The organism is Candidatus Binatia bacterium, assembly GCA_035631035.1.
GTDB lineage: Bacteria > Eisenbacteria > RBG-16-71-46 > SZUA-252 > SZUA-252 > DASQJL01.
Window position 1 is genome coordinate 55,586 of record DASQJL010000050.1, and the last position, 21,905, is coordinate 77,490.

Annotated in this window: 17 protein-coding genes; 1 reads left to right on the top strand and 16 read right to left on the bottom strand. The window is 70.8% G+C overall.

The features are described 5' to 3' along the window. Positions 1-35 precede the first annotated feature (35 nt). From xerD to uvrC, 3 genes are read right to left on the bottom strand one after another with little or no spacing between them, the layout of a single operon-like run. On the bottom strand, positions 36-980 hold the full coding sequence (gene xerD, locus VE326_04735; GenBank protein ID HYJ32503.1) for a site-specific tyrosine recombinase XerD: 945 nt from the start codon (positions 978-980) through the stop codon (positions 36-38). Then, positions 977-1,609 (bottom strand): methylated-DNA--[protein]-cysteine S-methyltransferase, encoded by a 633-nt coding sequence (locus tag VE326_04740; GenBank protein ID HYJ32504.1) that lies wholly within the window; start codon positions 1,607-1,609, stop codon positions 977-979. The genes xerD and VE326_04740 overlap by 4 nt, the downstream gene beginning before the upstream one ends. Further along, positions 1,606-3,450 carry an excinuclease ABC subunit UvrC gene (uvrC, locus tag VE326_04745; GenBank protein HYJ32505.1) on the bottom strand — a complete coding sequence of 615 codons (1,845 nt, stop codon included), beginning with the start codon at positions 3,448-3,450 and terminating at the stop codon, positions 1,606-1,608. Before uvrC ends, VE326_04740 begins: the two co-directional genes overlap by 4 nt. A 118-nt stretch (positions 3,451-3,568) precedes the next feature. Here uvrC and rpsT point away from each other — a divergent pair, with 118 nt between their 5' ends. Beyond that, positions 3,569-3,823 (top strand): 30S ribosomal protein S20, encoded by a 255-nt coding sequence (gene rpsT / locus VE326_04750; GenBank protein ID HYJ32506.1) that lies wholly within the window; start codon positions 3,569-3,571, stop codon positions 3,821-3,823. Between the two features lie 29 nt (positions 3,824-3,852). Here the strand turns inward: rpsT and VE326_04755 are convergent, their stop codons facing one another. The 13 genes from VE326_04755 to VE326_04815 form a co-directional block, all read right to left on the bottom strand. Next, the gene (locus VE326_04755; protein HYJ32507.1) at positions 3,853-4,437 is read right to left on the bottom strand and encodes a hypothetical protein; all 585 of its coding nucleotides are present in this window, start codon (positions 4,435-4,437) and stop codon (positions 3,853-3,855) included. A gap of 75 nt (positions 4,438-4,512) precedes the next feature. Then, complete coding sequence (locus tag VE326_04760; GenBank protein HYJ32508.1) at positions 4,513-6,231, bottom strand: proline--tRNA ligase; 1,719 nt, start codon at positions 6,229-6,231, stop codon at positions 4,513-4,515. A 16-nt stretch (positions 6,232-6,247) separates the two neighbouring features. Continuing rightward, on the bottom strand, positions 6,248-7,027 hold the full coding sequence (locus VE326_04765; protein ID HYJ32509.1) for a dihydrodipicolinate reductase C-terminal domain-containing protein: 780 nt from the start codon (positions 7,025-7,027) through the stop codon (positions 6,248-6,250). Between the two features lie 3 nt (positions 7,028-7,030). After that, positions 7,031-7,936, bottom strand: coding sequence for a 4-hydroxy-tetrahydrodipicolinate synthase (gene dapA / locus VE326_04770; protein ID HYJ32510.1), 906 nt, complete (start codon positions 7,934-7,936; stop codon positions 7,031-7,033). 30 nt (positions 7,937-7,966) lie between these two features. After that, positions 7,967-9,043, bottom strand: coding sequence for an Ig-like domain-containing protein (locus VE326_04775; GenBank protein ID HYJ32511.1), 1,077 nt, complete (start codon positions 9,041-9,043; stop codon positions 7,967-7,969). Further along, positions 9,040-10,122, bottom strand: coding sequence for an ornithine carbamoyltransferase (gene argF, locus VE326_04780; protein ID HYJ32512.1), 1,083 nt, complete (start codon positions 10,120-10,122; stop codon positions 9,040-9,042). The genes VE326_04775 and argF overlap by 4 nt, the downstream gene beginning before the upstream one ends. Positions 10,123-10,162: 40 nt before the next feature. Beyond that, positions 10,163-11,071, bottom strand: coding sequence for a tyrosine-type recombinase/integrase (locus VE326_04785; GenBank protein HYJ32513.1), 909 nt, complete (start codon positions 11,069-11,071; stop codon positions 10,163-10,165). Further along, a complete protein-coding gene (topA, locus tag VE326_04790; protein ID HYJ32514.1) occupies positions 11,052-13,493 on the bottom strand; it encodes a type I DNA topoisomerase in 2,442 nt (813 codons plus the stop codon). The genes VE326_04785 and topA overlap by 20 nt, the downstream gene beginning before the upstream one ends. Positions 13,494-13,509: 16 nt before the next feature. Continuing rightward, entirely contained in the window at positions 13,510-13,980 is a 471-nt protein-coding gene (locus tag VE326_04795; protein HYJ32515.1) for a hypothetical protein, read from the bottom strand. A gap of 15 nt (positions 13,981-13,995) precedes the next feature. Continuing rightward, positions 13,996-17,055 carry a preprotein translocase subunit SecA gene (gene secA / locus VE326_04800; GenBank protein HYJ32516.1) on the bottom strand — a complete coding sequence of 1,020 codons (3,060 nt, stop codon included), beginning with the start codon at positions 17,053-17,055 and terminating at the stop codon, positions 13,996-13,998. A gap of 323 nt (positions 17,056-17,378) precedes the next feature. Continuing rightward, on the bottom strand, positions 17,379-17,957 hold the full coding sequence (locus tag VE326_04805; GenBank protein ID HYJ32517.1) for a phosphatidate cytidylyltransferase: 579 nt from the start codon (positions 17,955-17,957) through the stop codon (positions 17,379-17,381). Between the two features lie 17 nt (positions 17,958-17,974). Then, positions 17,975-20,332, bottom strand: coding sequence for a transglycosylase SLT domain-containing protein (locus VE326_04810; GenBank protein ID HYJ32518.1), 2,358 nt, complete (start codon positions 20,330-20,332; stop codon positions 17,975-17,977). A 2-nt stretch (positions 20,333-20,334) separates the two neighbouring features. Beyond that, positions 20,335-21,905: hypothetical protein (locus VE326_04815; GenBank protein HYJ32519.1), on the bottom strand; the 1,571-nt coding region annotated here is incomplete at its 5' end.

A 21,905-nucleotide genomic window follows, 5' to 3' on the forward strand; every position in this document is an offset into this window, starting at 1 on the left:
CCCTCCCCGACTCCGGCGTGCTCCGGCGGTTCGTCTCAGGCTCTCGGATGAAACTTGGCGTGGACCTCGCGCAGGTAGTTCCGGTCCAGATGGGTGTAGATCTGCGTCGTCTCGATCGACCGGTGCCCCAGGAACTCCTGCACGACGCGCAGGTCGCAGCCTCCTTCGAGGAGGTGCGTCGCGCACGAATGCCGGAGCGTGTGCGGCGAAACCGCCCGGTCGATCCCCGCGGCCAGTGCGTAGCCGCGAAGGAGCTTCCAGTAGCCCATCCGCGTGAACGGCCGGCCCAGGCGCGTCACGAACACCGCGCGCTCGGCGCGCTGCCGCACCAGGAGCGGCCGCGCCCCGTCCAGGTAGCGGACCAGCGCCGCGCGCGCCTGGCTCCCGAAGGGGACGATGCGCTCCCGCTGCCGCTTCCCCACGCAGCGAACCAGCCCCTCCTCGAGGTCGACCTCTTCCAGGGCCAGCTTCACCAGCTCGCTCGCGCGGAGGCCGGTCGCGTACGCCGTCTCGAGGAGCGCCCGGTCGCGCACCGACTGCGGCGACTCGCCGCCCGGCGCCTTCAGGAGCGCCTCGATCTGCTCCACCGCGAGCACGTCGGGCAGAGGGCGCGAGCGTCGCGGCGGGCGGACCGGAAGCGCGGGATTGTCTCTCGCGAGCCCCCGCCGGCGCAAGAACTCGTGGAAGGAGCGGAGCGCCGCGATCTTCCGCGCCACGGTGGAGGCCGACCAGCCGGCCGCGGCCACGTAGCGCTCGATGTCGGCCGGAGAGACCGCCGAGGGCTCCCGGCGTCCCTGGCCCGCGAGGTAGCGGTCGTACTGCGCCAGATCGCGGCCGTAGGCGCGCACGGTGTTCACGCTGAGGCGCCGCTCCTCGGCCAGATGGTCCCGGAAGCGCTCGAGGAGCGGGCCGAGAACGCTCTTCGCGCGCTTGATCTCGGGCTCGGCGGCGCCCGGCTTGTTCCTCGGGGCGGGGGTCAACGACCTCCCGCCCGGCCGGCCGCCCGCCCCGCGGCGCGCAGCAGTCCCAGCACCCCCCGTCGCGGCTTCCGCCACTCCAGCTCCAGCTGACCGCCCTCCAGCGAGAGCAGGTAGCGCTTCCAGTCGAGCCCCGACGTGAATCCGCCGATCGAGCCGCCGGAGTGGACCACGCGATGGCACGGGACGACGATCGGCACCGGGTTCTCGCCGAGCGCGTTCCCCACGGCGCGGACCGCTCGCGGCGCGCCGGCGCGCCGGGCGATCTCGGCGTACGAGACCACCTCGCCCCAGGGCACCGCCCGCGTCGCCTCCCACACGCGTCGCTGGAACGGCGTGCCGCAGGCAAGATCGAGCGGCAGGGTCGCCGGGACGGCGCCGCCGCGCGTGAAGCGCCGCATCGCGGCTTTCGCCCCCGCAGTCCAGCGCGGCCGCCGCACGTAGCGGATCCCCCGCGCCCGCGCCTCGCGGCGGCGCGTTTCCGCGGCGCCCAGGTGCACCTCGCGCAGCCCCGCGGCGCTGCAGACGACCGTGATCGTTCCCGCGGGAGTCCGGACCGATGCCACCGCGAGCGGCTCCAGCTGGAGCTGCCCGCGCCGTTCCGCCTTCGCCGCGCGCTTCTTCGTCTTCATGACCCACTCCCCCCTTCGCTCCCCGCCCCGACCGTCTCGAGAATCCGTTCCGCCATCCGCTTTCCGATCCCGGGCACGGACGCGATCGTCTCGATCGGCTCGTTGCGGAGCCGCGTCACCGAGCCGAAGCGCGCGAGCAGCATCGCGCGGCGCTTGGGCCCGAGTCCCTTCACCTGATCCAGAGCCGACTCGCTCGCGGCGCGCCCCCGGAGCGTGCGGTGATAGGTCACCGCGAAGCGGTGCGCCTCGTCGCGCACGCGCATGAGCAGCTTGAGCCCCGGCGCGCGGCGCGAGAGCCGGAGCGGCTCGCGCCGGCCCGGGATCACGATCTCCTCCAGACGCTTCGCCAGCCCCACGACCGGCACCGTCTCGAGCGGCGTCCCGATCGCGGCGCGGCGCGCCGATTCCAGCTGCCCGACGCCACCGTCGATCACGATCAGGTCGGCCGCCGAGAGGTCCTGGATCGCGACCCGCTGCGCGTGGCGCGACACGACCTCGGCCATGGAGGCGAAGTCGTCCTGCCCCGCGACGGCGCGGATGCGATACCGGCGGTACTCCGACTTGTAGGGCGCCCCGTCCAGGAACGTCACCATCGAAGCGACGACGTGCGTTCCGAAGAGGTTCGAGACGTCGAAGCAGCGGATGCGCCGTGGCATCGCCGGCAGGCCCAGCGCGCGCTGGAGATCCAGCGCCTCCTCCCCGGACATCCCCTCCAGGCCCTTCGTCGCCTCGCCCTTCTCCTTCGCGAGCAAAAACGCCGCGTTCCGCCGCGCCATGCGCGCGAGCGCCTGCTCCCCCGTGCCTCGGGGCGGCCGGACGCGCACCGGGGCGTCTGCCCGCCGGGAAAGATACGATTCGAGCAGCTCGCGATCGCCGTCCGCGGCCTCGGCGATGAGCGTCGAGGGGACGCTCTCCGAGCCCGCGTAATAGAGCGCGACGAAGGAGCGAAGCAGGTCGGCGTCGTCCGCGCCGCCGGTGCCCTTGAGCCAGCGCACGTCGCGCGAGAGCACCCGGCGCTCGCGGATCTTCAGCACCGCGACGCAGGTCTGGTCGCCGCCGCGCGTCCACCCCACGACGTCCACCGGCCGGTGCCCCACGTCGACCATCCGCTGCCGCGCCAGGATCGATTCGAGGCGGCGGATCTGGTCGCGAAGGCGCCCCGCGCGCTCGTACTCGCGGCGCTCGGCCGCGTCCAGCTGGAGCGCGCGGAGCTTCTCCACGACGCGCTCGCGCTTCCCCGCGAGGAAATCGCAGAACTGGTCCACCATGGCGCGGTAGTCGTCCTGGCTCTGCATCGCGATGCACGGTCCGGTGCAGCGCCCAATGTGGAAGTCGAGGCACTCCTTCCGCGCCGCGATATGCGCGTCGATGTCGCGGCAGGTCCGGATCGGGAAGATCGTCTGGATGTGGCGCAGGAGCGACCGGAGCGCGCTCACCTCGGTGTAGGGCCCGAAGTACCGGGCCCCGTCCTTCTCGACACGCCGCACCAGCGTGACGCGCGGATAGGGCTCCTGCCAGGAGACGCGCACGTAGGGGTAGCGCTTGTCGTCCTTGAGCCGGATGTTGTACGGCGGCTGCCGCTCGCGGACGAGCGTCGCCTCGAGGAGGAGCGCGTCGATCTCCGACTCGGCCGCGATGTACTCGACGTCGGTCACGCGCCGGATCAGCCCCACCTGCTTCGGGCCGATCTGCTCGGGGTTGGCGAAGTGGGACCGCACACGATGATCCAGCCGCTTCGCCTTGCCGACATAGAGCAGCTCCCCTTTCGAGCCCCGGAAGATGTAGACCCCGGGCTGGGCGGGAAGGGCGGCGATCTGGGATTCGAGCGTGGATGGCGTCATAGGTGCGGTTACCGCAGCAGTATACCACTCAAGCGGTTGCGATTGACAGACGGCGGCCGGGCCGCTAGTCTCCTGGGCTCATTCCCGTTTCGATGCTTCGCCTGTCCGGAGGAGACGAATGCCGCACCACAAGTCAGCCGTGAAGCGCATGCGCACGAGCAAGCGGGATCGGACCAAGAACATCGCGGTCCGCTCAGAGTTGAAGACGCTTCTCAAGAGAATGTCGGATCAGCCTACCAATACGGACGTTATGAAGCTTACCGTTTCCGAGCTGGACCGCGCCGTCAAGAAGGGCGTGCTCAAGAAGGCGGTCGCGAACCGCCGGAAGTCGCGCCTGGCGAAAGCCGCGAACCGGGCGACCGCGAAGAAGTAGAGAGCAGGCATCATCGCAGGGGCCGGGTCCTAGTCATCGAGCGCAGGCCACGACCACCCGAGTCTCGCGTGGATGCTCCACACCTTGTAGGTCGTGGAGTATCGACCGAAATCCTGATTCAAAGCACTATAGCGGACGCCGGCGCCCACCCGGAGCCGGCTGCTCGCCCGGAAAAGCCCGCCACCCGCCGCCCACCAACCCAGGCCGTGCGACGAAAATCCAAACGGCATCCCATTGTCATCGTAGTCTTCCTTGACCCGTTCTTCGCCCCACTCGGCGCCGGCGCTCGTATAGGGCTGAAACAGTCCGCGACTCCAATCGCGACGGATGCCCAGGCCAAGCTGATCGAACTTGTAGTGAAAGTCACCGCCCTCCGTCGCACTGGGGACGGTCATTGCCGAGCGGCTGGCGAACAATGCGACGGCTACTGGCCAGCGCACGCCTTGGATCGCCAGATCGAGGCCCGCCTCGGTGCGTGAACCGTCGTGAGTGTCGATCGTCTGGCCGCCGACGATGACACTCGCGCTTCCGCGAGAACGTAATGGGTTGCCGAATGCTGCAGGAGGTAACGTGAGGAAATAGACGAGAAGAGTCGGCAGGAACAATCGTCTCATGGCTCCTCCACGGGCTGGCACAAGGCCCCCCGAAGAAACCCCGGCACCGACGCGCTTCTCCCTACTTACTTCCCTTCATCGGCTCTCCTCCAACGCTCCATGCACGCGCTTCGCTGTCAGGCTCACGGCCTCGCCGACCGGGACTTTCTCCACTTCCCCCGTCTTTCGGTCGCGCAGCTCCACGACGCCTTCCGCGAGCCCCCGTTCGCCCACCGTCACGCGCAGCGGCATCCCAAGCAGGTCGGCGTCCTTGAACTTGGCGCCGGGGCGCTCGTCGCGGTCGTCGAGCAGCACCTCGACGCCGCGCGACTCCAAATCCGCCGCCAGCTTCTCCGCGGTGTCGCGCGACGGCTCGTGCTTCGTGTTCACGGCGAGCACGTGGACGTGGAACGGCGCGAGCGGCATCGGCCAGACGATGCCGTTCTCGTCGTGCGACTGCTCGATGACCGCCGCGACGGTGCGGGTGATCCCGATCCCGTAGGTTCCCATGACGATGGTCTTCTCCGCTCCCGCCGCGTCCAGGAAGCGCGCTTTCATCGGCTCCGAGTAGCGGGTGCCGAGCTTGAAGATGTGCCCCACCTCGATGCCGCGCGAGACGACCAGCTCGTCGCCGCAGCGCGGACAGCGGTCGCCGCGGCGCGCGGTAGCGATATCGGCGCGCTCCTTGGCGGCGGCGTCCCGGCCCAGGCGCACGTTCACCAGGTGGACGTCCTTCTTGTTCCCGCCCGCGACCCAGTTCTTCCCTTCCTGCACCGAGGGGTCCCAGATCGTGCGGATGCGCGACTCCAGCCCGACGGGGCCGGTGAAGCCCATCGGGCCGCCCGTGAGCTGCTCGATCTCCGCCGCGGCGGCGAGGCGCACCGGCGCGCCGCCCAGGTAGCGGCTCAGCTTGGCCTCGTTCAGCTCGCGATCGCCCGGCACGACCGCGAGGATCGGATCGCCGCCGGCCCAGAAGACGAGCGTCTTCAACAGCCGGTCGCTCGTCACGCCCAGGAACGCTGCCACTTCCTCGACCGTCTTCTTCCCCGGCGTCTCCCGCTCGGCGAGCGGCGCCTCCGCCTCGTGCGGCGCCGGCGGCAGCGCGAACTTCGCGCTCTCCGACGACGCGGCGTAGCCGCACGCCGACGAGAAGACCTCCGATTCCCCCGAGTCGGCGGTGACCATGAACTCGTGGTTCACGTCCCCCCCGATCGCTCCCGAGTCGGCTTCCACCACGACGAAGGAGAGCCCGCAGCGGCGGAAGATCGCCGTGTAGGCGCGCCGCATCGCCTCGTACCCCACGTCGAGCGACGCCTCGTCCACGTGGAACGAGTAGCCGTCCTTCATGAGGAATTCCCGCGCGCGCATGACGCCGAAGCGCGGGCGGATCTCGTCGCGGAATTTGACGCCGATCTGGTAGAGGTTGAGCGGCAGGTCCCGGTAAGAGCGCACGTGGCTCCGCACCAGGTCGACCACCGCCTCCTCGTTCGTCGGTCCCACGGCGTACTCGCGGTCGTGGCGGTCCTTCTGCCGGAAGAGCTCCTTCCCGTACTTCTCCCAGCGCCCCGACTCGACCCAGAGCTCGCTCGGCATGAGGATCGGGAGCGACAGCTCCTGGGCTCCCTCGCGGTTCAGCTCCTCGCGCACGATGCGCATCAGCTTCGAGGCGGTGCGCCAGCCGAGCGGGAGCAGGCTGTAGATCCCCGCCGCGTGCTTGCGCAGCATGCCGGCGCGGATCATGAGGCGGTGGCTCACCAGCTCGGCGTCGGCCGGGTCTTCCTTCAGGGTCGGGATGAACGCCTGGGAAAAGCGCATGCGGGTTCGGTTCCTCCTAGGCTTCGGTCAACGCGTCTTCGAACGAGTAGAGGCCGGGCTTCCGTCCGTGGAGGAAGCGCGCGGCCCGGAGCGCGCCGCGCGCGAAGACGGCGCGGTCCTGCACGGCGTGGCCCAGGGTGAGCGTTTCCCCCTCGCCGCTCAGCACGATCTCGTGCGTCCCGGGAGCGCTGCCGCCCCGAAGGGAGTGCGTCGCCACGCCGCCGGGGCGCCGCTCGGTGCCCACGCCGCGAAGCAGCTCGCCGAGCGCGATCGCCGTGCCGCTCGGCGCATCCTTCTTCGCGGCGTGGTGATGCTCCACGACGTCGGCATCGTAGAGCCCGCGCGCACCGGGCGGGAGGGCGCGCAGCACGGCGGAGAGGACCGCGATCCCCGGGCTCAGGTTCCGCGCGCGCAGGACGGGCGCCCGCGCGGCGAGCCGCGCGATCCGCTCCTCGGTCGCGGGGGATAGTCCGGAGGTCGCGGCCACGAGCGCCCGGGGCAGCGCCTCGAGGGCTCCGAGGAGCGTCTCGGTGCCGCTGGCGAGGCTCACGTCGACCACGACCAGATCGGGCGGAAGGGACGCGAGGCCCTCGGGCTTCCCCAGCGCGTCGGGGCCGAACCAGACGCACCCCTCGGGATGCGGTTCGCCGTCGTGCGAGCGCGCCACGCATCCCCGGAGCGAGAACCTCCCCCGCTCGGAAGCCTCCGAGGCCGCCAGGGCGGCTCGAATCGCCCGTCCCATGCGGCCGGTCGCGCCGAAGAGAAGGATGGGAACGACGGCCGCGGAACCGCCCACGCGCTAGTGCGCGGCGCGCGCCGGCGCGCGAAGGCCCAGGCCGTCCAGGGCTGCGTCCACGGCCCGGACCGTGTCGGGCTTCAGCCCGACCAGCGGCAGCCGGAGGTCCGGAGCGATCGATCCGAGGGCGGAGAGGGCGTACTTGACCGGAGCCGGGCTGGTCTCGAGGAAGAGCGCCTTGAAGAGCGGGTAGAGGCGGCGGTGGATCGCCTCGGCCTCCGCGACGCGTCCCGCGCGGTGGTGGTTCCCCATCAACACCAGATCCTCCGGCGTCAGGTGCCCCGCGACCGAGACGACGCCTTTCGCTCCGATCGAAAGCAGCGGCAGGTAGAGCGCGTCGTCCCCCGCGAGGATCGTGATGTCGGAGCGGCCGCGGATCTGGCTGGCCTGGTCCAGCGAGCCGCTCGCCTCCTTGATCGCCGCGATGCGCGGATGTTCACCCAGGCGCGCGACGGTCTCGGGGAGGATGTTGGCCCCGGTGCGCGTCGGGACGTTGTACAGGACCATCGGGCGGTCGATCGCGTCCGCCACCGCGCGGTAATGGGCGATCAGCCCCTCCTGGGTGGGCCGGATCGAATACGGCGTGATCACCATCACGGCGTCCGCGCCCAGGCGGATCGCCTCGCGCGAGAATTCGATCGTCTCGTCGGTGACCGCCGTGCCGGTCCCGGCCACGACGGCGGCCTTGCCGCGCGCCGCCTCGACCGCGATCCGGATCACGGCCGCGCGCTCCTCGCGCGTGAGCGAGGTCGCCTCGCCCGTGCATCCGCACGGATAGAGCGCGCGCACGCCGCGCGCGACCAGTCCGCCGGCCAAGGCGGCCAGCGCATCACGGTCCACTGCCCCGCCGCGGAACGGCGTGACCAGCGCGACGCCCACTCCCTCGAAGATCCCGCTTCGCTCGCTCATGGTCCTCTCCTTTTCCTTCGCGGAGGCGCTCTATCGTCTTGGCGGGGGCGGCGGCGGAGCGCCGGGGCCCTCGGCCGGCCGGAAGTCGAACGTGAACCCGCCGCGCTCCTCTTCGGGCCGGAGCACCACCGCCTCCGGCGCGCGCAGCTCGAGTCGAGGGGGCGACCCGCCCGGCCCCTCGAGGCGGAAGGCGCGGAGCGTCCACGTGCCCGCGGGCACCCGCAGCGAGAACGCGCCGGGCCCGGTGCGCTGGAACGGCGGCGCCGTCACGGTGGAGTCGGCCGCGCCGCGCGCCTCGACGCGGTAGCGGGACGTCGAGTCGGAGGCGACGATCGTTCCCGAGAGCACCGCGAGCGCGCGCGGGTCCACCGCGACGATGTTGATACTATCCGCGACCGGTCGTTCGGGTGTCAATCGGATCGGCTCGGGGTGCGGCGCCAGCACGTCCTGCCCCTCGTCGTACGTGTTGTTGGCATTCCTGTCGTAGAACGCGAACACGCGATACTCCGGTCCCAGGATCATCCCCGGGATGGAGTAGGCTCCGGCGGTGTCGGTGGCCGCCTCGTAGAGCGGCTCGAACGTGACGCCGGTGTCCGGCCGCGCGCCGAGCGAGTCGGAGAAGACGAGGATCGGCACGCCCGATCGCGACAGCGTGCGCGCGCGCACCACCCCCGTGATCTTCCCCGGGGCGAGCGAATCCCCGGTCGAGAAGTGGATCGAGACCGGAGCGCCCAGAGGGACGCCGTGGGCGTCGCGGACCGAGCCGCGGAGGACGACGTGGTAGGTCGTGTTGACCCGGAGGGTCTCCCCCCAGAAGACGCGGAAATGGCGGCCGCTCCAGCGGAACTGCGGCCGCTCCACCGGAGGCCGGATGCGCGTCGCGTCGCGCACGCTGCCGTGGTCCATGTCCTCGGAGAAAAGGAAGTCGACGCCCGTGGTCCGATCGACGCGCACGCTGGAATCGGCCGGGGTCGTCGCGATCACGCGCGGGGGCGTGACGTCGAGCGGCCCTCCCGGCGGGAAGACCGATTTGGCGCAGCCGATCGCCGCGACGACCGCCCCGAGAAGGAGCGCCCTCAGGAGCGTGCGGCCGCGCCCAACGGTCACCGACGCGGACGCTTCCGTGCCGTCTTCTTCCGGGCCGCCGGCTTCCGCACCGCCGGCTTCCGCGCGGCCGGCTTCCGGGCCGCGGGTTTCCGCGCGGCCTTCGCGCGTGCCGCCGGCTTCCGCGCCGAAGCCGCGCGCCGGGCGCCGCTCCCTCGTGCCGTGGCGCCCGCGACGAGAAGCTCGTAGAGCACGGCCTTCTGCACGTGGAGGCGGTTCTCCGCCTGCGGAAAGACGCCCGAGTTTGGCCCTTCCATCACCTCGTCGGTGATCTCCTCGCCGCGGTGGGCCGGGAGGCAGTGGAGCACCAGTGCGTTCGGCTTCGCGCGGTCGAGGAGCGCGCCGTTGATCTGGTAGGGGCGGAACACCGGGAGCCGCTTCTCGCGCTCGGCCTCCTGCCCCATGCTGGCCCAGACGTCGGTGTAGAGCACGTCCGCGCCGTCGGCCGCCTCGTCCGGCGTGCGCACGATCTCCACCCTCCCCTTCCCCGCGTTCCGCACCTGCTCCACCAGGGCCATGTCGGGATCGTAGCCCTCCGGGCAGGCGATCCGCAGCGTGAGCCCGTAGAGGCCCGCCGCCTCGATCCAGGAATTCGCCACGTTGTTGCCGTCGCCGACGTAGGCCACCACGGCGCGGTCCAGGTCGAGGCCGTGCTCGATCATCGTGAGCATGTCGGCGAGGATCTGGCAGGGGTGCAGCCAGTCGGTCAGGCCGTTCACCACCGGCACCGACGCGTGCTTGGCCAGGTTCACCGCGATCTGGTGATCGAACGTGCGGATCATGATCCCGTCCACGTACCCCGAGAGCACGCGCGCCACGTCCTGCACCGGCTCGCGGGAGCCCATCCCGATCTCCCGGTCGGTGATGAAGATCGACGAGCCGCCGAGCTGCGTCATCGCGACTTCGAAACTCACGCGCGTGCGCAGGCTGGGCTTGTGGAAGATGAGCGCCAGCGTGCGCCCCGCCAGCTCGAGATGGCGGCGCCCGGCGCGGAGATCGGACTTGAGCCGCGCCGCGGTGGCGAAGAGGCGGTCGGCATCGGCCCGCGTGAGATCGGCAAAGGACAGCAGGTCCCGCTTCATGCGTCAGGCTCCTCGTGGGTTCTCGGCGCGATGCCGCGGCTCATGCGCGCGGATGCGCGCGGGCGTAGGCCTCTTTCAGGCGCCGCCGGGTGACGTGGGTGTAGATCTGGGTGGTGCGAAGGTTCTGGTGGCCCAGGAGCTCCTGGACCGCGCGCAGGTTCGCGCCGGCGTCCAGGAGGTGCGTGGCGAAGGAATGCCGGAGCGCGTGGGGGTGGGTCGCCGCGTTCGGTCCCAGGCGCGCGAGCAGCGACTGGACGTCGCGCTCCAGGGTCCGCGCGCTCACACCGCCGGAGCGTCCGCGGAGGAGCGCATCGCCGGGGCGCGGCTCGCCGCCCGCGACCGTCCAGAAGCGGCGGAGCGCCGCGAGCGCGCGCTGCCCCAGCGGGACCACGCGCTCGCGGCTTCCCTTCCCGAGCACGCGGATCAGCATGCGCCGCTCGTCCAGGCGGTCGCGCGTGAGCGAGGCCAGCTCGCCGACGCGCAGCCCGGAGCCGTAGAGCAGCTCGGCGGCCGCCAGGCCGCGGCATCCCCGCGCGTCCTGGGCCGGGATCTTCGTGGCGATGTCGTCCAGGAGCTGGTTCAGCGGCTCGACGGCGTGCGCCGAGGGGAGCGGGCTCGGCAGCGTCACGCGCGGGAGCGCCGAGCGCGCCGATCCGGTCGGGAGTCCGCGCCGCTCGAGGAACCGGAGATAGCAGCGGACCGCCGCGAGGGTGCGGGCCAGGGTCCGGGCCGAGATGGGACGGCGCGCCGCCGTGCGCTCCAGCGAGCGCGCGGCCGCGAACGCGGTCAGGAGGTCGGGCGTCAGGTCGGCGGGCCGCGCGGGACGCCCCAGCCTTCCCGCCAGGAATTCGCGGAGGCGGACCAGCTCTTCGCCGTAGGCGCGGACGGTCAGCGCGGCGTAGCGCCGGTCCGCGAGGTGCGCCAGAAACTCAGCCGTCGAGCGTTCCACTCAGAGCATCCCCCGCCACCGCATCCTGGTCCACCTGCGTCTTGCACTTCGGACACTGCAGGTAGTCCCCCTTCGTCTTGCTCCGCTTCTGCACCATGATCGTCGATCCGCACGAGGGGCACGTCTCCTTCACCGGCTTGTCCCAGATGGCGAACGTGCACTCCGGATACCGGCTGCAACCGTAGAAGATCTTCCCGCGCTTGGTCCGCCGCTCCACCATCTCGCCCGTGCCGCACTGCGGACAGGCGATCTGGAGCGTGAAGGGGCGCGTCCCCTTGCAGTCGGGGTAGCGCTCGCAGGCGAGGAACTTGCCGAAACGGCCGGTGCGAAAGCGCATCGGCCCGCCGCACTGCGGGCAGAGCTGGGTCGGCGCCTCGGCCGGCACGCCGTCCTCCTCGACCGGCAGCGTCGTCTTGCACTCGGGATAGCGGGGACAGGCCAGGAACGGCCCGGAGCGGCCGAATTTCTTGATCATCTTGGAGCCGCACTTCGGGCAGGGCGTCTCGGTCTCCTGGACCAGCGACGCGCGGACCTGCTCCTGCTTCGATTCGGCCGACGCCAGATCCTTCTGGAAGGGGTGGTAGAACTCCTCCACCACGTCGATCCAGGGGTCCCGCCCCGTCTCGACGTGATCGAGCCGCTGCTCCAGCTTCGCCGTGAACTCCACGTCGAACACGTCGGAGAAAGTCTTCGAGAGGAGCTTCCAGACGGTCATCCCGAGCTCGGTCGGGAGGAGCTTCCCCCGGTCGCGCTGGACGTAGTCGCGGCTCAGGATGGTGCCGACGATGGTGGCGTAGGTGCTCGGCCGCCCGATCCCCTTCTCCTCGAGCGTCTTCACCAGCGTCGCCTCGGTGTAGTGGGGCGGCGGCTCGGTGAAATGCTGCTCGGGAACGGTCGTGAGGAGCTTCAGGGCGTTCCCCTGCTCGAGCGCGGGAAGGCGGCTGGCCGCCGCGCCCGGGCTGTCGCCTTCGATCAGCGCGGTCTGATAGGCGCGCGCGAACCCGTCGAACTTCACCCGGCTGCCCGAGGCGCGCAGCAGGTACGGCCCCGCCGTGATGTCCGCGGTCGTCGTGAGCACCAGCGCCGGATTCATCTGGGACGCCACGAACCGCTGCCAGATCAGCTCGTAGAGCTTGGCCTGGTCGGGATCCAGATGGTGCTTCATCGACGCCGGGGTCCGCGCCACCGACGTCGGGCGGATCGCCTCGTGCGCGTCCTGCGAGGTCTCGCGCGAGCGATAGGCCCGCGCCTCGGCCGGCAGGTAGGCGTCGCCGTATTGCGCCTGGATGAAGCCTCGAACCTCGGTGAGCGCGTCGGGCGAGACGCGCGTCGAGTCGGTTCGCATGTAGGTGATCAGCCCGGTGGCCCCCTCGGCCCCAAGATCGATGCCCTCGTAGAGCTGCTGGGCGATGACCATCGTGCGCTGGGCGCTGTAGCGGTGGCGCCGGAACGCCTCCTGCTGGAGCGTGCTCGTGATGAAGGGCGGGAGCGGGTTGCGCTTCTTCTCCTGCGTGCGGATCCCCGTGACCTCGAACGGCTCCTTCGCGAGGGCCGCCTCCTCCGCCTTCGCGTCGGCCTCGTTCCCGATCGCGAACTTCTCGCCGTTCTTCTTCTGGACGCGCGCGCGGAAGGTCTCCCCCCGGGGCGTCTCGAGGTCGGCGTCCAGGGTCCAGTACTCGCGCGGGACGAAGGCGCGGATCTCGTCTTCGCGCTCGCAGATCAGGCGCAGCGCCACGGACTGCACGCGGCCGGCGGAGAGGCCGTAGCGCACCGTCTTCCAGAGGAACGGGGAGACCTGGTAGCCCACCAGCCGGTCCAGGATGCGGCGCGCCTGCTGCGCCTGAACCTTGGACATGTCGATCTCGCGGGGACTGGCGAGCGCTTCCTCGATGCCCCGCTTCGTGATCTCGTAGAACGCGAGGCGGCGGATCCGGCCGTCCGCATCCCCAGCGCGGCCGTCCGTCCCGAGCGTCTCGGCGAGATGCCAGGCGATCGCCTCTCCCTCGCGGTCGGGGTCGGGCGCGAGATAGATGATCGCGGCGTTCCGCGCGCTCGTCTTCAGATCCTTGATGATCTTCCCCTTCCCCTTGATCAGCACGTACGAGGGGACGAAGCCCTTGTCGACGTCGACGCCCAGCTTCGACTTGGGGAGATCGCGCACGTGCCCGTTCGAGGCCTTCACCTCGTAGCCCGGGCCGAGATACTTGGCGATGGTGCGCGCCTTGGCCGGCGACTCGACGATCACGAGATTCCTCCCGCGCGGGGCGCGGGCGGTCTTCTCCGAAGCGACCGGCTTCGCGCTCGTGCCGGCCGCCGCCTTCTTCACGGACGCCTTCTTCTTCGCCGGCGCCTTCGCGGGCGCGGCGCGCTTGGGGGCGGCTTCGGCCTCGGGCGCCGCCGCCGGCGCCTTCTTCTTCGTCACAGGAGTCAACGGAACCTCAATGAACTTGGGCGGGGTTGGCGGGATCGAAATCGACGCCGTGCTCGTCATCGAACCACCGGATCAGCACCGAGGTCGCCAGCTCCTCGGCCTTGGCCTCGGTGTCGAGTGCGGGACCCTCGTCGCGGGCGCGGTCCATGATCTCTTCGAACTGCTCGGGGGTGACCTTGCCCGATCCGACCAGGCCGAACAGGTAGCTGTAGGCCGCGCTGGGCAGGAGGGAGCGCTCGGGGCCCGTCGGCACGCGGACGCTCTTGCGCGTCGCGACCACCTCGTCGCTCCAGTCCTCGCGGGCGAACGGCTCGAGGGCGCGGAAGATCATCTCGAACGCCTGGTTCACGATCTCCACGTCGTAGCGGCCGGAGTCGAGCACCTGGGTGAGCTCGAGGAGTGCGTCCTCGTTCCCGTCGACGTACGACTTCAGCTGCTCGACGATGAGAACCATCATTTCACGGACGCTGTCTTCCATCGTCTCCCTCCTGAGCTAGGCTCCGTGGCACTTCTTGTACTTCTTCCCGCTGCCGCACGGGCAGGGGTCGTTCCGACCGATCTTGGGATCCTGCGTCGCCACCGGAGCGCGGCGCTCCTTGGATGGCGTCTCCTCCGCCGGGGTTCCGAACGCCGTGACGGGGGCGTGGCTCTCCCGCGCGCGCACGCGCTGCGGCGGCGGGGGCGAACCCCCCGGGCCCTCGAGCGCGCCGGCCGGCTCGGGCCGGGTCGCGACGCCGCGCGGCGGCGGGGCGTTGGGCGGGGGCATGAGCGACGCCCGGTAGAGCATCCGCACCGTCTCCTCGCGGATCGAATGCGTGAGCTGATCGAACATGTCGAACGCCTCCCGCTTGTATTCGATGAGCGGGTCGCGCTGGCCGTAGGCGCGGAGTCCGATCCCCTCGCGCATGTGGTCCATCTCGCGCAGATGGTCCATCCAGTGCTCGTCGATCACGTGCAGGTAGACCATGCGCTCCAGCTCGCGGGTGGCCTCCGGCGTGAGGTCCTTCTCCTTCTCCTCGTACGTCTGGAGGAACATCGCGCGCAGGGTCTCGGTGATCTCGGCGCGGTCGGGCGCGCGCTCCCCCTCGCCCACGTGGGGCGGCGGGATCGGCCGGAGCAGGATCTGGCTGGCGTCGGCGTACAGCCGCTTCACGTCCTCCTCGTCGAAGCGCTCCTGGGCGAGGTAGGTGCCCACGCGCTCCTCGATCACCTCTTCGATCATCTCGAGGATCGTCTCCTTGAGATCGTCCTCCTCGAGGGCGCGCAGCCGCTGCGCGTAGATCACCGTGCGCTGCTTGTTCATGACGTCGTCGTATTCCAGCAGGTGCTTCCGGATGTCGAAGTTGTGCTCCTCGACGCGCTTCTGCGCGCGCTCGATCGCGCGGGTCACGAGCCCGTGCTCGATGACCTCGCCCTCCTGGACGCCGAGCTTCTCCATGATGCCCGCGATCCGGTCGGAGCCGAACAGGCGCATCAGGTCGTCCTCGAGGGACAGGTAGAAGCGCGAGTAGCCCGGGTCCCCCTGGCGCCCGCTTCGGCCGCGGAGCTGGCGATCGATGCGCCGGCTCTCGTGCCGCTCGGTGCCGATGATGTGGAGCCCGCACGTGATCTCTTCCTTGCAGCGCGCGTAGTCGCGCCAGACGCCGTTCCGGAGCTCGGGATGCTCGCCCGCGAAGCAGCCGCGGTCGCAGCGGATCACGCCCGCCTCCAGCTTGATGTCGGTGCCGCGGCCGGCCATGTTCGTGGCGATCGTGACCGCGCCGCGCCGCCCGGCGCCGGCGACGATCTCGGCCTCCTGCTGATGGAACTTCGCGTTCAGCACGCTATGCGGAATCCCTTTCCGCTTGAGCAGCCGGCTCAGCGTCTCCGACGCCTCGACGCTGATCGTGCCGACCAGCACCGGCGCGCCCATCGCGTGCAGCTCCGCGATCTCGTCCACGACCGCGTTGTACTTCTCGCGGCGGGTCTTGAAGATGAAGTCGTTCGAGTCCACGCGCCGGACGGGACGGTTGGTCGGGATCACGACGACGTCGCGCTTGTAGGTGTGGAAGAACTCCTGCGCCTCGGTCTCCGCGGTGCCGGTCATGCCGCCGAGCTTCTCGTAGAGGCGGAAGTAGTTCTGGATCGTGATCGTGGCGAGAGTCTGCGTCTCCCCCTCCACGCGCACCGCCTCCTTGGCCTCGATCGCCTGGTGCAGCCCGTCCGAGTAGCGACGGCCGGGCATGAGCCGCCCCGTGAACTCGTCGACGATCAGGATCTTCCCATCCTGCACGACGTACTCGACGTCCTTCTCGTAGAGCGAGTAGGCCTTGAGGAGCTGCAGCACGTTGTGCACGCGCTCGCTCCGCTCCCCGTGCGTGCGCTCCAGCGCCCGCTTCCGGGCCACCTTCTCGGCCGGCGCGAGCGACTCGTCCTCGTCGATGGCCCCCATCTCGACGGCGAGATCGGGCAGGAGGAAGAGGTTCTTGTCGCGCTGGCTCACTACGTCGCGCCCCTGCTCGGACAGGTCGACCGAGTGGCTCTTTTCGTCGATGGCGTAAAAGAGGTCCTCGTCGACTTCGTTCAGGCGCTTGTCGCGGATGAAGTCCAGCTCCACCTTCTGGTAGAGCCGCTTCAGCCCCGGCTGCTCGGCGATGAGCTTGAGGAACCGCTTGTTCTTGGGCGCGCCGCGCCGCACCTGCAACAGCTTGATCCCCGCCTCGTATTCCTTCGAGGGGTCCTTCAGCAGCTCGTCGGCCTCGGCCAGGATCCGCGTGACGAGCTGCGTCTGCTGGCGCACCACGCGCTCCACGTCGGGCTTCATCTCGTCGTACTGCTGGAGCGAATGCTCGACCGGTCCCGAGATGATGAGCGGCGTGCGGGCCTCGTCGATCAGCACCGAGTCGACCTCGTCCACGATCGCGTAGTGGTGGCCGCGCTGGACGCGATGGTCCTTGTGGCGCGCCATGTTGTCGCGGAGGTAGTCGAAGCCGAATTCGTTGTTGGTGCCGTAGGTGACGTCGCAGGCGTAGGCCGCGCGCCGCTGCGCGAAGTCCATCTGGTTCTGGATGCAGCCGACGGTGAGGCCGTGATACGTGAAGATCCGCCCCATCCACTCGCTGTCGCGCCGGGCGAGGTAGTCGTTCACGGTGACCAGGTGGACGCCTTTCCCGGTCAGCGCGTTCAGGTAGATGGGCAGCGTGGCGACGAGGGTCTTGCCCTCGCCGGTGGCCATCTCGGCGATCTTTCCCTCGTGGAGCGCAATCGCCCCGAGGAGCTGCACGTCGAAGGGAACCATGTCCCAGGTGATCGGGATGCCGACCACGTCCCAGGTGGTGCCCACCAGGCGCCGGCAGGTCTCCTTGACGACGGCGTACGCCTCGGGGAGGAGATCGTCGACGGTCTCCCCTTCGAGGAGCCGCGCGCGGAACTCCTGGGTCTTGGCGCGGAGGGCGTCGTCGCTCAAGCCCTGAAGGCTCTCGAACTCGGCGTTGATCTGGGTCACGGTCGGCAACATGCGCTTGACGTCGCGCTCGTGCTTGGTTCCGAGGACCCGGGTGAGGAGCTGCAGCAATGGATTGCCCTTTCTTCTAAGCCGGCAGCGCTAAACGCGCTCGCCGAAACCGGTTGGGCCCGTTCCGCGGCCGCCGCGAGGGGCGCATAACGCGAAACCCCAGGAGCGGAGCGCCACCGGGGTTCGTGCTCGTCTCGTCATCGTACAAGTTTAAGTTGGATAAAGACTTGGCGCCTCGGGAGCGAGCCCTCGCGACGCTTCATCCGGGGAGGAGCATAGGTGCCGCTCGCTCCGGGTGTCAAGCCGGATCGGACCCAACACTAAGGTTGTCCGCGGTCCCGCCTATTCCGATGCGAGGGGCGGGCGCAGGGTGCCGGCGAGGCTCAGCGGAGGAAGAAGTCCATGGCGAACCCCGCCGACAGGGGGATCCGGAAATTGTCGTCCAGGGGGATCGGGAGAAGCTCGAACACGGTCGCCGTCAGCGCCCCGATCACCGCGACCCGGAACGGGATTTCCGGAACGAGCAGCGTGAGCAGGTAGCAGGTCACCAGGCAGGCCAGGCTCCCCTCCAGGGTCTTGTCGAAGATCCGGATCCTTCCGAGCCACTTCCCCACGATGGCCGCCATGGTGTCCCCCATGATGAGAAAGGCCAGCGCGAGCACGGCGATCGGCTTCGGAAAAAGATGGATCGAGAGGAGGCAGGCGATCAGCAGGTAGGTCGAGCCGAGGAGCGACACCTCCTCGTGATTGCGGAGCAGCTCCCCGAAGAAATGACGGAAGAGGTTCCGGGTCGGGAGGTGGTTCAGCCGGAACACCTCGATCGCCAGCGACAGGATCACCGCGGCCAGCAGCGCGCGCTCCCAGTCGCGCTGCCAGAGATCGGGAGTGAGGTAGTAGCCGAGCGGGATCGAGAGCGACGCGAGATGGATCGCTTTTCGTTTCAGCTCCGATCGAAGGACCACTCGGTCCCCGGCCCTCCCTAGCGCACCGCGGTGCCGTAGAGCGCCTCGTACCGGCGCCACGCGGCGTAGACCTGCTTCACGTAGTCGCGCGTCTCCCGGTACGGGATCAGCTCGACCCACCGATCGTCGATCGCGCCCTGCTCCGCGAGCCAGCGTCGCACGGGGTCCTCGCCGGCATTGTATGCCGCGAAGGTGCCTCGCGGGTCCCCCATTTCACGATCCAGCTTCTCGAGGTAGCGCGCCCCCAGCCGCACGTTGAGCGTGGGATCCAGCAGCGAGTCGGGCGGCACCGTCCGGGCGGCGAGCTGGTTGGCGGTCCTGGGCAGGAGCTGGAGCAGGCCCAGGGCTCCCGCGCGCGAGCGCGCTCCCGCGAGGTAGCCCGTCTCCTGGCGCATGATCGCCCAGACGATCGCGGCGTCGAGCGACTCGGCCGCGGAGGCGGCGAAGACGTCCAGCGCGTACGCCGGGGGGTACTCCATCCGCAGATCGGCCGAGTCGCCCGGCGCGGGCACCGCGCGGAAGAATCCGTGCTCCTCGAGCGCGGCCGCGCACGGGCCGATCCCGCTCCGCTCCGCGCGGGCGCAGTCGAGGAGCGCTTCGCGTCCGAGCGAGACGTAGCCCAGGGCGCTCCAGATCCGCGCGCGCAGCGGCGGGTCCTCTCCCAGCGAGGACGCGAGCACGCGCCGCGAGGGGGCCGCGATCCGGAACGGGATCGAATCGCGCGGCCAGCGTCCTTCGTCGCGCAGCTCCTCCGCAGCGCGCAGCCCCTCGTACGTCCAGGGGCCGAGGCGCCAGGCGTCCGTGAACGCCGCCCGGGCCTCGGCGCTGTCGCCGCGCGCCAGGGCGAGGCGCCCCGACCAGAAGCGCCCCATCGCCGACGAGGGGCCCAGCCGGTCCAGCGCGACCCGCGCCGTGTCCGGCGCACCCGCGCGCATCCAGTTCACGGCTTCGTGGATCCTCGCCGCCTCGGCGAGCGCGGGCGTCTTGATCCGCGGGACGGCCCACGCGAAGACGGGAGCCGCTTCCCTTCCCGAGCGGCGGTTCTCCCACTCGCGCGCCCGCTCCCATGCCGCGCTCTCCCCGGACGTCCCCGCCGAGTCGAGCGAGGCCGCGACGACGAAGGCGCTGTCCATGGGACCGAACGCGCCCAGGCTCCGGCGCGCGCGCGCGAGCCCGAGGGCCCATCGCCCCCGGTCGGCGGCGGGACGGTCGCGACGCGCGAGGAGCCGGGAGAACGCGGCCGCCGCGTCGGCATGCCGTCGCGCCTTGGCGAGAAGCGCGGCCTCGACGTCCGCCCGCTCCAGCGCCGCGGCGCTGTCCGGAGCGGGGACCCGGCGGGCGGCCATCAGCGCGAGCCCCGTGGAGGGCTCGCCCACGTAATCGAGCGCGCGGAGGAGCCCGATCCAGGCGCGCTCGCCCATGGAATCGGACCAGGCGCCGCGCGACCACGCGGCCGCGCGCATCGCGGCCGCGTAGCGGTCGGCCGTCGGGGTCCCGCGGGTGGCGGCGAAGAGCGCGAGGCGGGACGCCGCGCCTGCGGTGTCTCCGATCGCCGCGCGCGCGGAAGCGGCGAGGAGCGCCGCCTCGGAGCTCCCCTCTTCCTCCGGATGGAGCACCGCGATCGCCAGGCGGGGCTCCCCACCCGCGAGGAGGAGCGAGCCCAGGCGAAGGCGCGCCGTGCGGCGCGCCGCGGGCGAGAGGTCTGCGGTCCGCAAGACGGTCCAGTAGGCGGCGCGCGCCGCGGAGGGCCTCCCCGCCGAGTCGGCCAGGGCCCCGGCGACGAAAAGGGAGGGCAGATCGAGACGGGCGGGCACGGAGCCGCGGCGTGGCGGATGGTGGGGCGGCCAGGCAAGGATCGTCAGGCCCGAGTCGGGCACGCCGCGCGCGAGGGCGGCCCGGGCGCGGAGCGCGAGGAGGGCATCGTCGCCGCGGGCCGGACCCGAGAGGATCGCGAGCCCCAGCGCGTCCCGGCCGTCCTCCATGGCGTCGAGGGCCGCGTCCCGCCAGGCGGCGGCCGCCGCGGCATCGGCGGCGCGCTCATGCTTCCCCGGATTCACCGAGGCCAGGTACACCGACTCCAGCGAGGCTTCCCGCCGGAGCGCGCGAACCATGTCCTGGAGCGATCCCGTCCAGCGTGCGGCTCGCCGCTCGGAGCGGGCACGGAGCCAGGCGCGTCGGCGCGCGGCCCACTCCGGCTCGCGCGCGGGCGTCTTTCCCCGCGCGGCGTGGAGCGAGTCGCCGAGCGGCACGGCGCCCCGGGCCGCCGCGGCTTCCGCGGCCGGAGCGACAAAGGGCGCGCCCCGCGGCCCGATGCCGAGGAGCGCGCCCAGAAGAAGAGCGATCGATGCGATGGCGCTGCCGAGCGGGCGCGCCACCTCTACCGTACGAGGACGAGCCGGGTGGTCTGGACCTTCCCCGAGAAATCGAGGCGCGCGAAATAGATCCCGGAGCCGAGCGTCGCGCCCCCCTGGCTCTTCGGATTCCAGGTGCCGAGGAACTCGGAGGGAGCGAGCGGATTTGCGGTGGCCACGGTGCGGCCCACCTCGCGCCCGCGCACGTCGTAGATCCGGATCTCCGGATCCTGCCCCGGCCGCGGCAGGCCGTCCGGCGCGCTGAAGCGGAAGTGCACGGCTCCCGATGACGGACCATTCAGGCGGTAGGGATTCGGCCCCGCGCGGAACGTGATGCGCCGCGCGACCGGACCGCCGCCCGTGCGCGCCTGCACGGCGACGTCGTCCACGTACCAGCCTTCGTAGTAGCGCAGCTGCGCCAGCGACGTGCCCAGCCTCGGGTCGTTCGCCTCGTCCGTGGCGAAGCGGAAGCGGATGCGCGCCGAGCCGGCATAGGGCGTCAGGTCCGCCACCATGCGCCGCCACCGCTGAGGCGAGCCGGAGACGACGTCGGCGCCGCGGAGCGCCGCGCCCGAGTTGAACTCCATGACGTAGCCGTAGCCGCCGTCCACGGCGAGCGGGGTCCACTCGCCGCCGTTCACCGAGATCTCCACGCGCCCGCCGTCCCAGGCCCCCGTCCCGCCATTGGTCTCGGCGTCGATCCAGGACCAGAAGGTCAGCTCCGAGTTCGCCGGAAGGTCGAAGGCCGGCGAGATGAGCGCGGCATCCTCTTCGGAGGCGTAGGTCTGCGCTTCGTTCGTGCCGGTGCCGAGCGGGTTCGTGCTCCCCACCTTCATCGCCGACGTCCCGCCATGCGCGCGCGACGTCGAGACGTGCCATTCGTCAGTCGTGTTGTTCGAGGGGGTCACGGCGACGTGCGTCCACCCCTGCGCGCCCGACTCGAAGTCGTCCGCGAGTCCGGAGCCCATCCCGATCGTGAACAGCAGCGTCTCGGTCCCGGACGCCGAGCCGTCGTTCCAGGAGAGCGAGAGCGGCACGTCGTACGGAAGCGATCCCGGGTTGCCGACCGAGATCACGAAGGGCGTGTTCGTCGTCGCCGTGCCGCCCCCCGCGATCGCCGGCGCCGTGCTGCCTGCGGTCGTGACGCTGGCGTTGCCGTCGGGCGAGGCGAGCGTAAGCGAAACCGCGTTCGAGGTGAGCCCGACGTTCCGGAGGGTCACCGTGAGCTGCACCGTCTCGTTGGGATCGGGATAGTTGTCCCCGCCGCCGTCGTTCATCGAGACGGAGGCGATGCGCAACTCGGGCTTGGTCGAGAGCGCGAGGTCGAACGAGGCGCTGTCGGCGTTGTCGGCGGCGCCCGCGACGATGTTCCAGATCCGGATGCCGGTGTTCGTGCCGGCCAGGCTCTTCGTGTTGGGCTGCGTGTCGTTCGTGAGACTGCGCTTCCCGAGCGTGCCGGGGAACGGATCCGCGGCGTCCCCGAAGTTCCCGTTGATGCTGGGGTCCTCGAGCTGCAGCGGATGGAGGCTGTCGGCCTGAACGATGGAGACGCGATAGTTCCCGGGACCGTCGAGATTGTCGTTCTGGAGATCGTTCA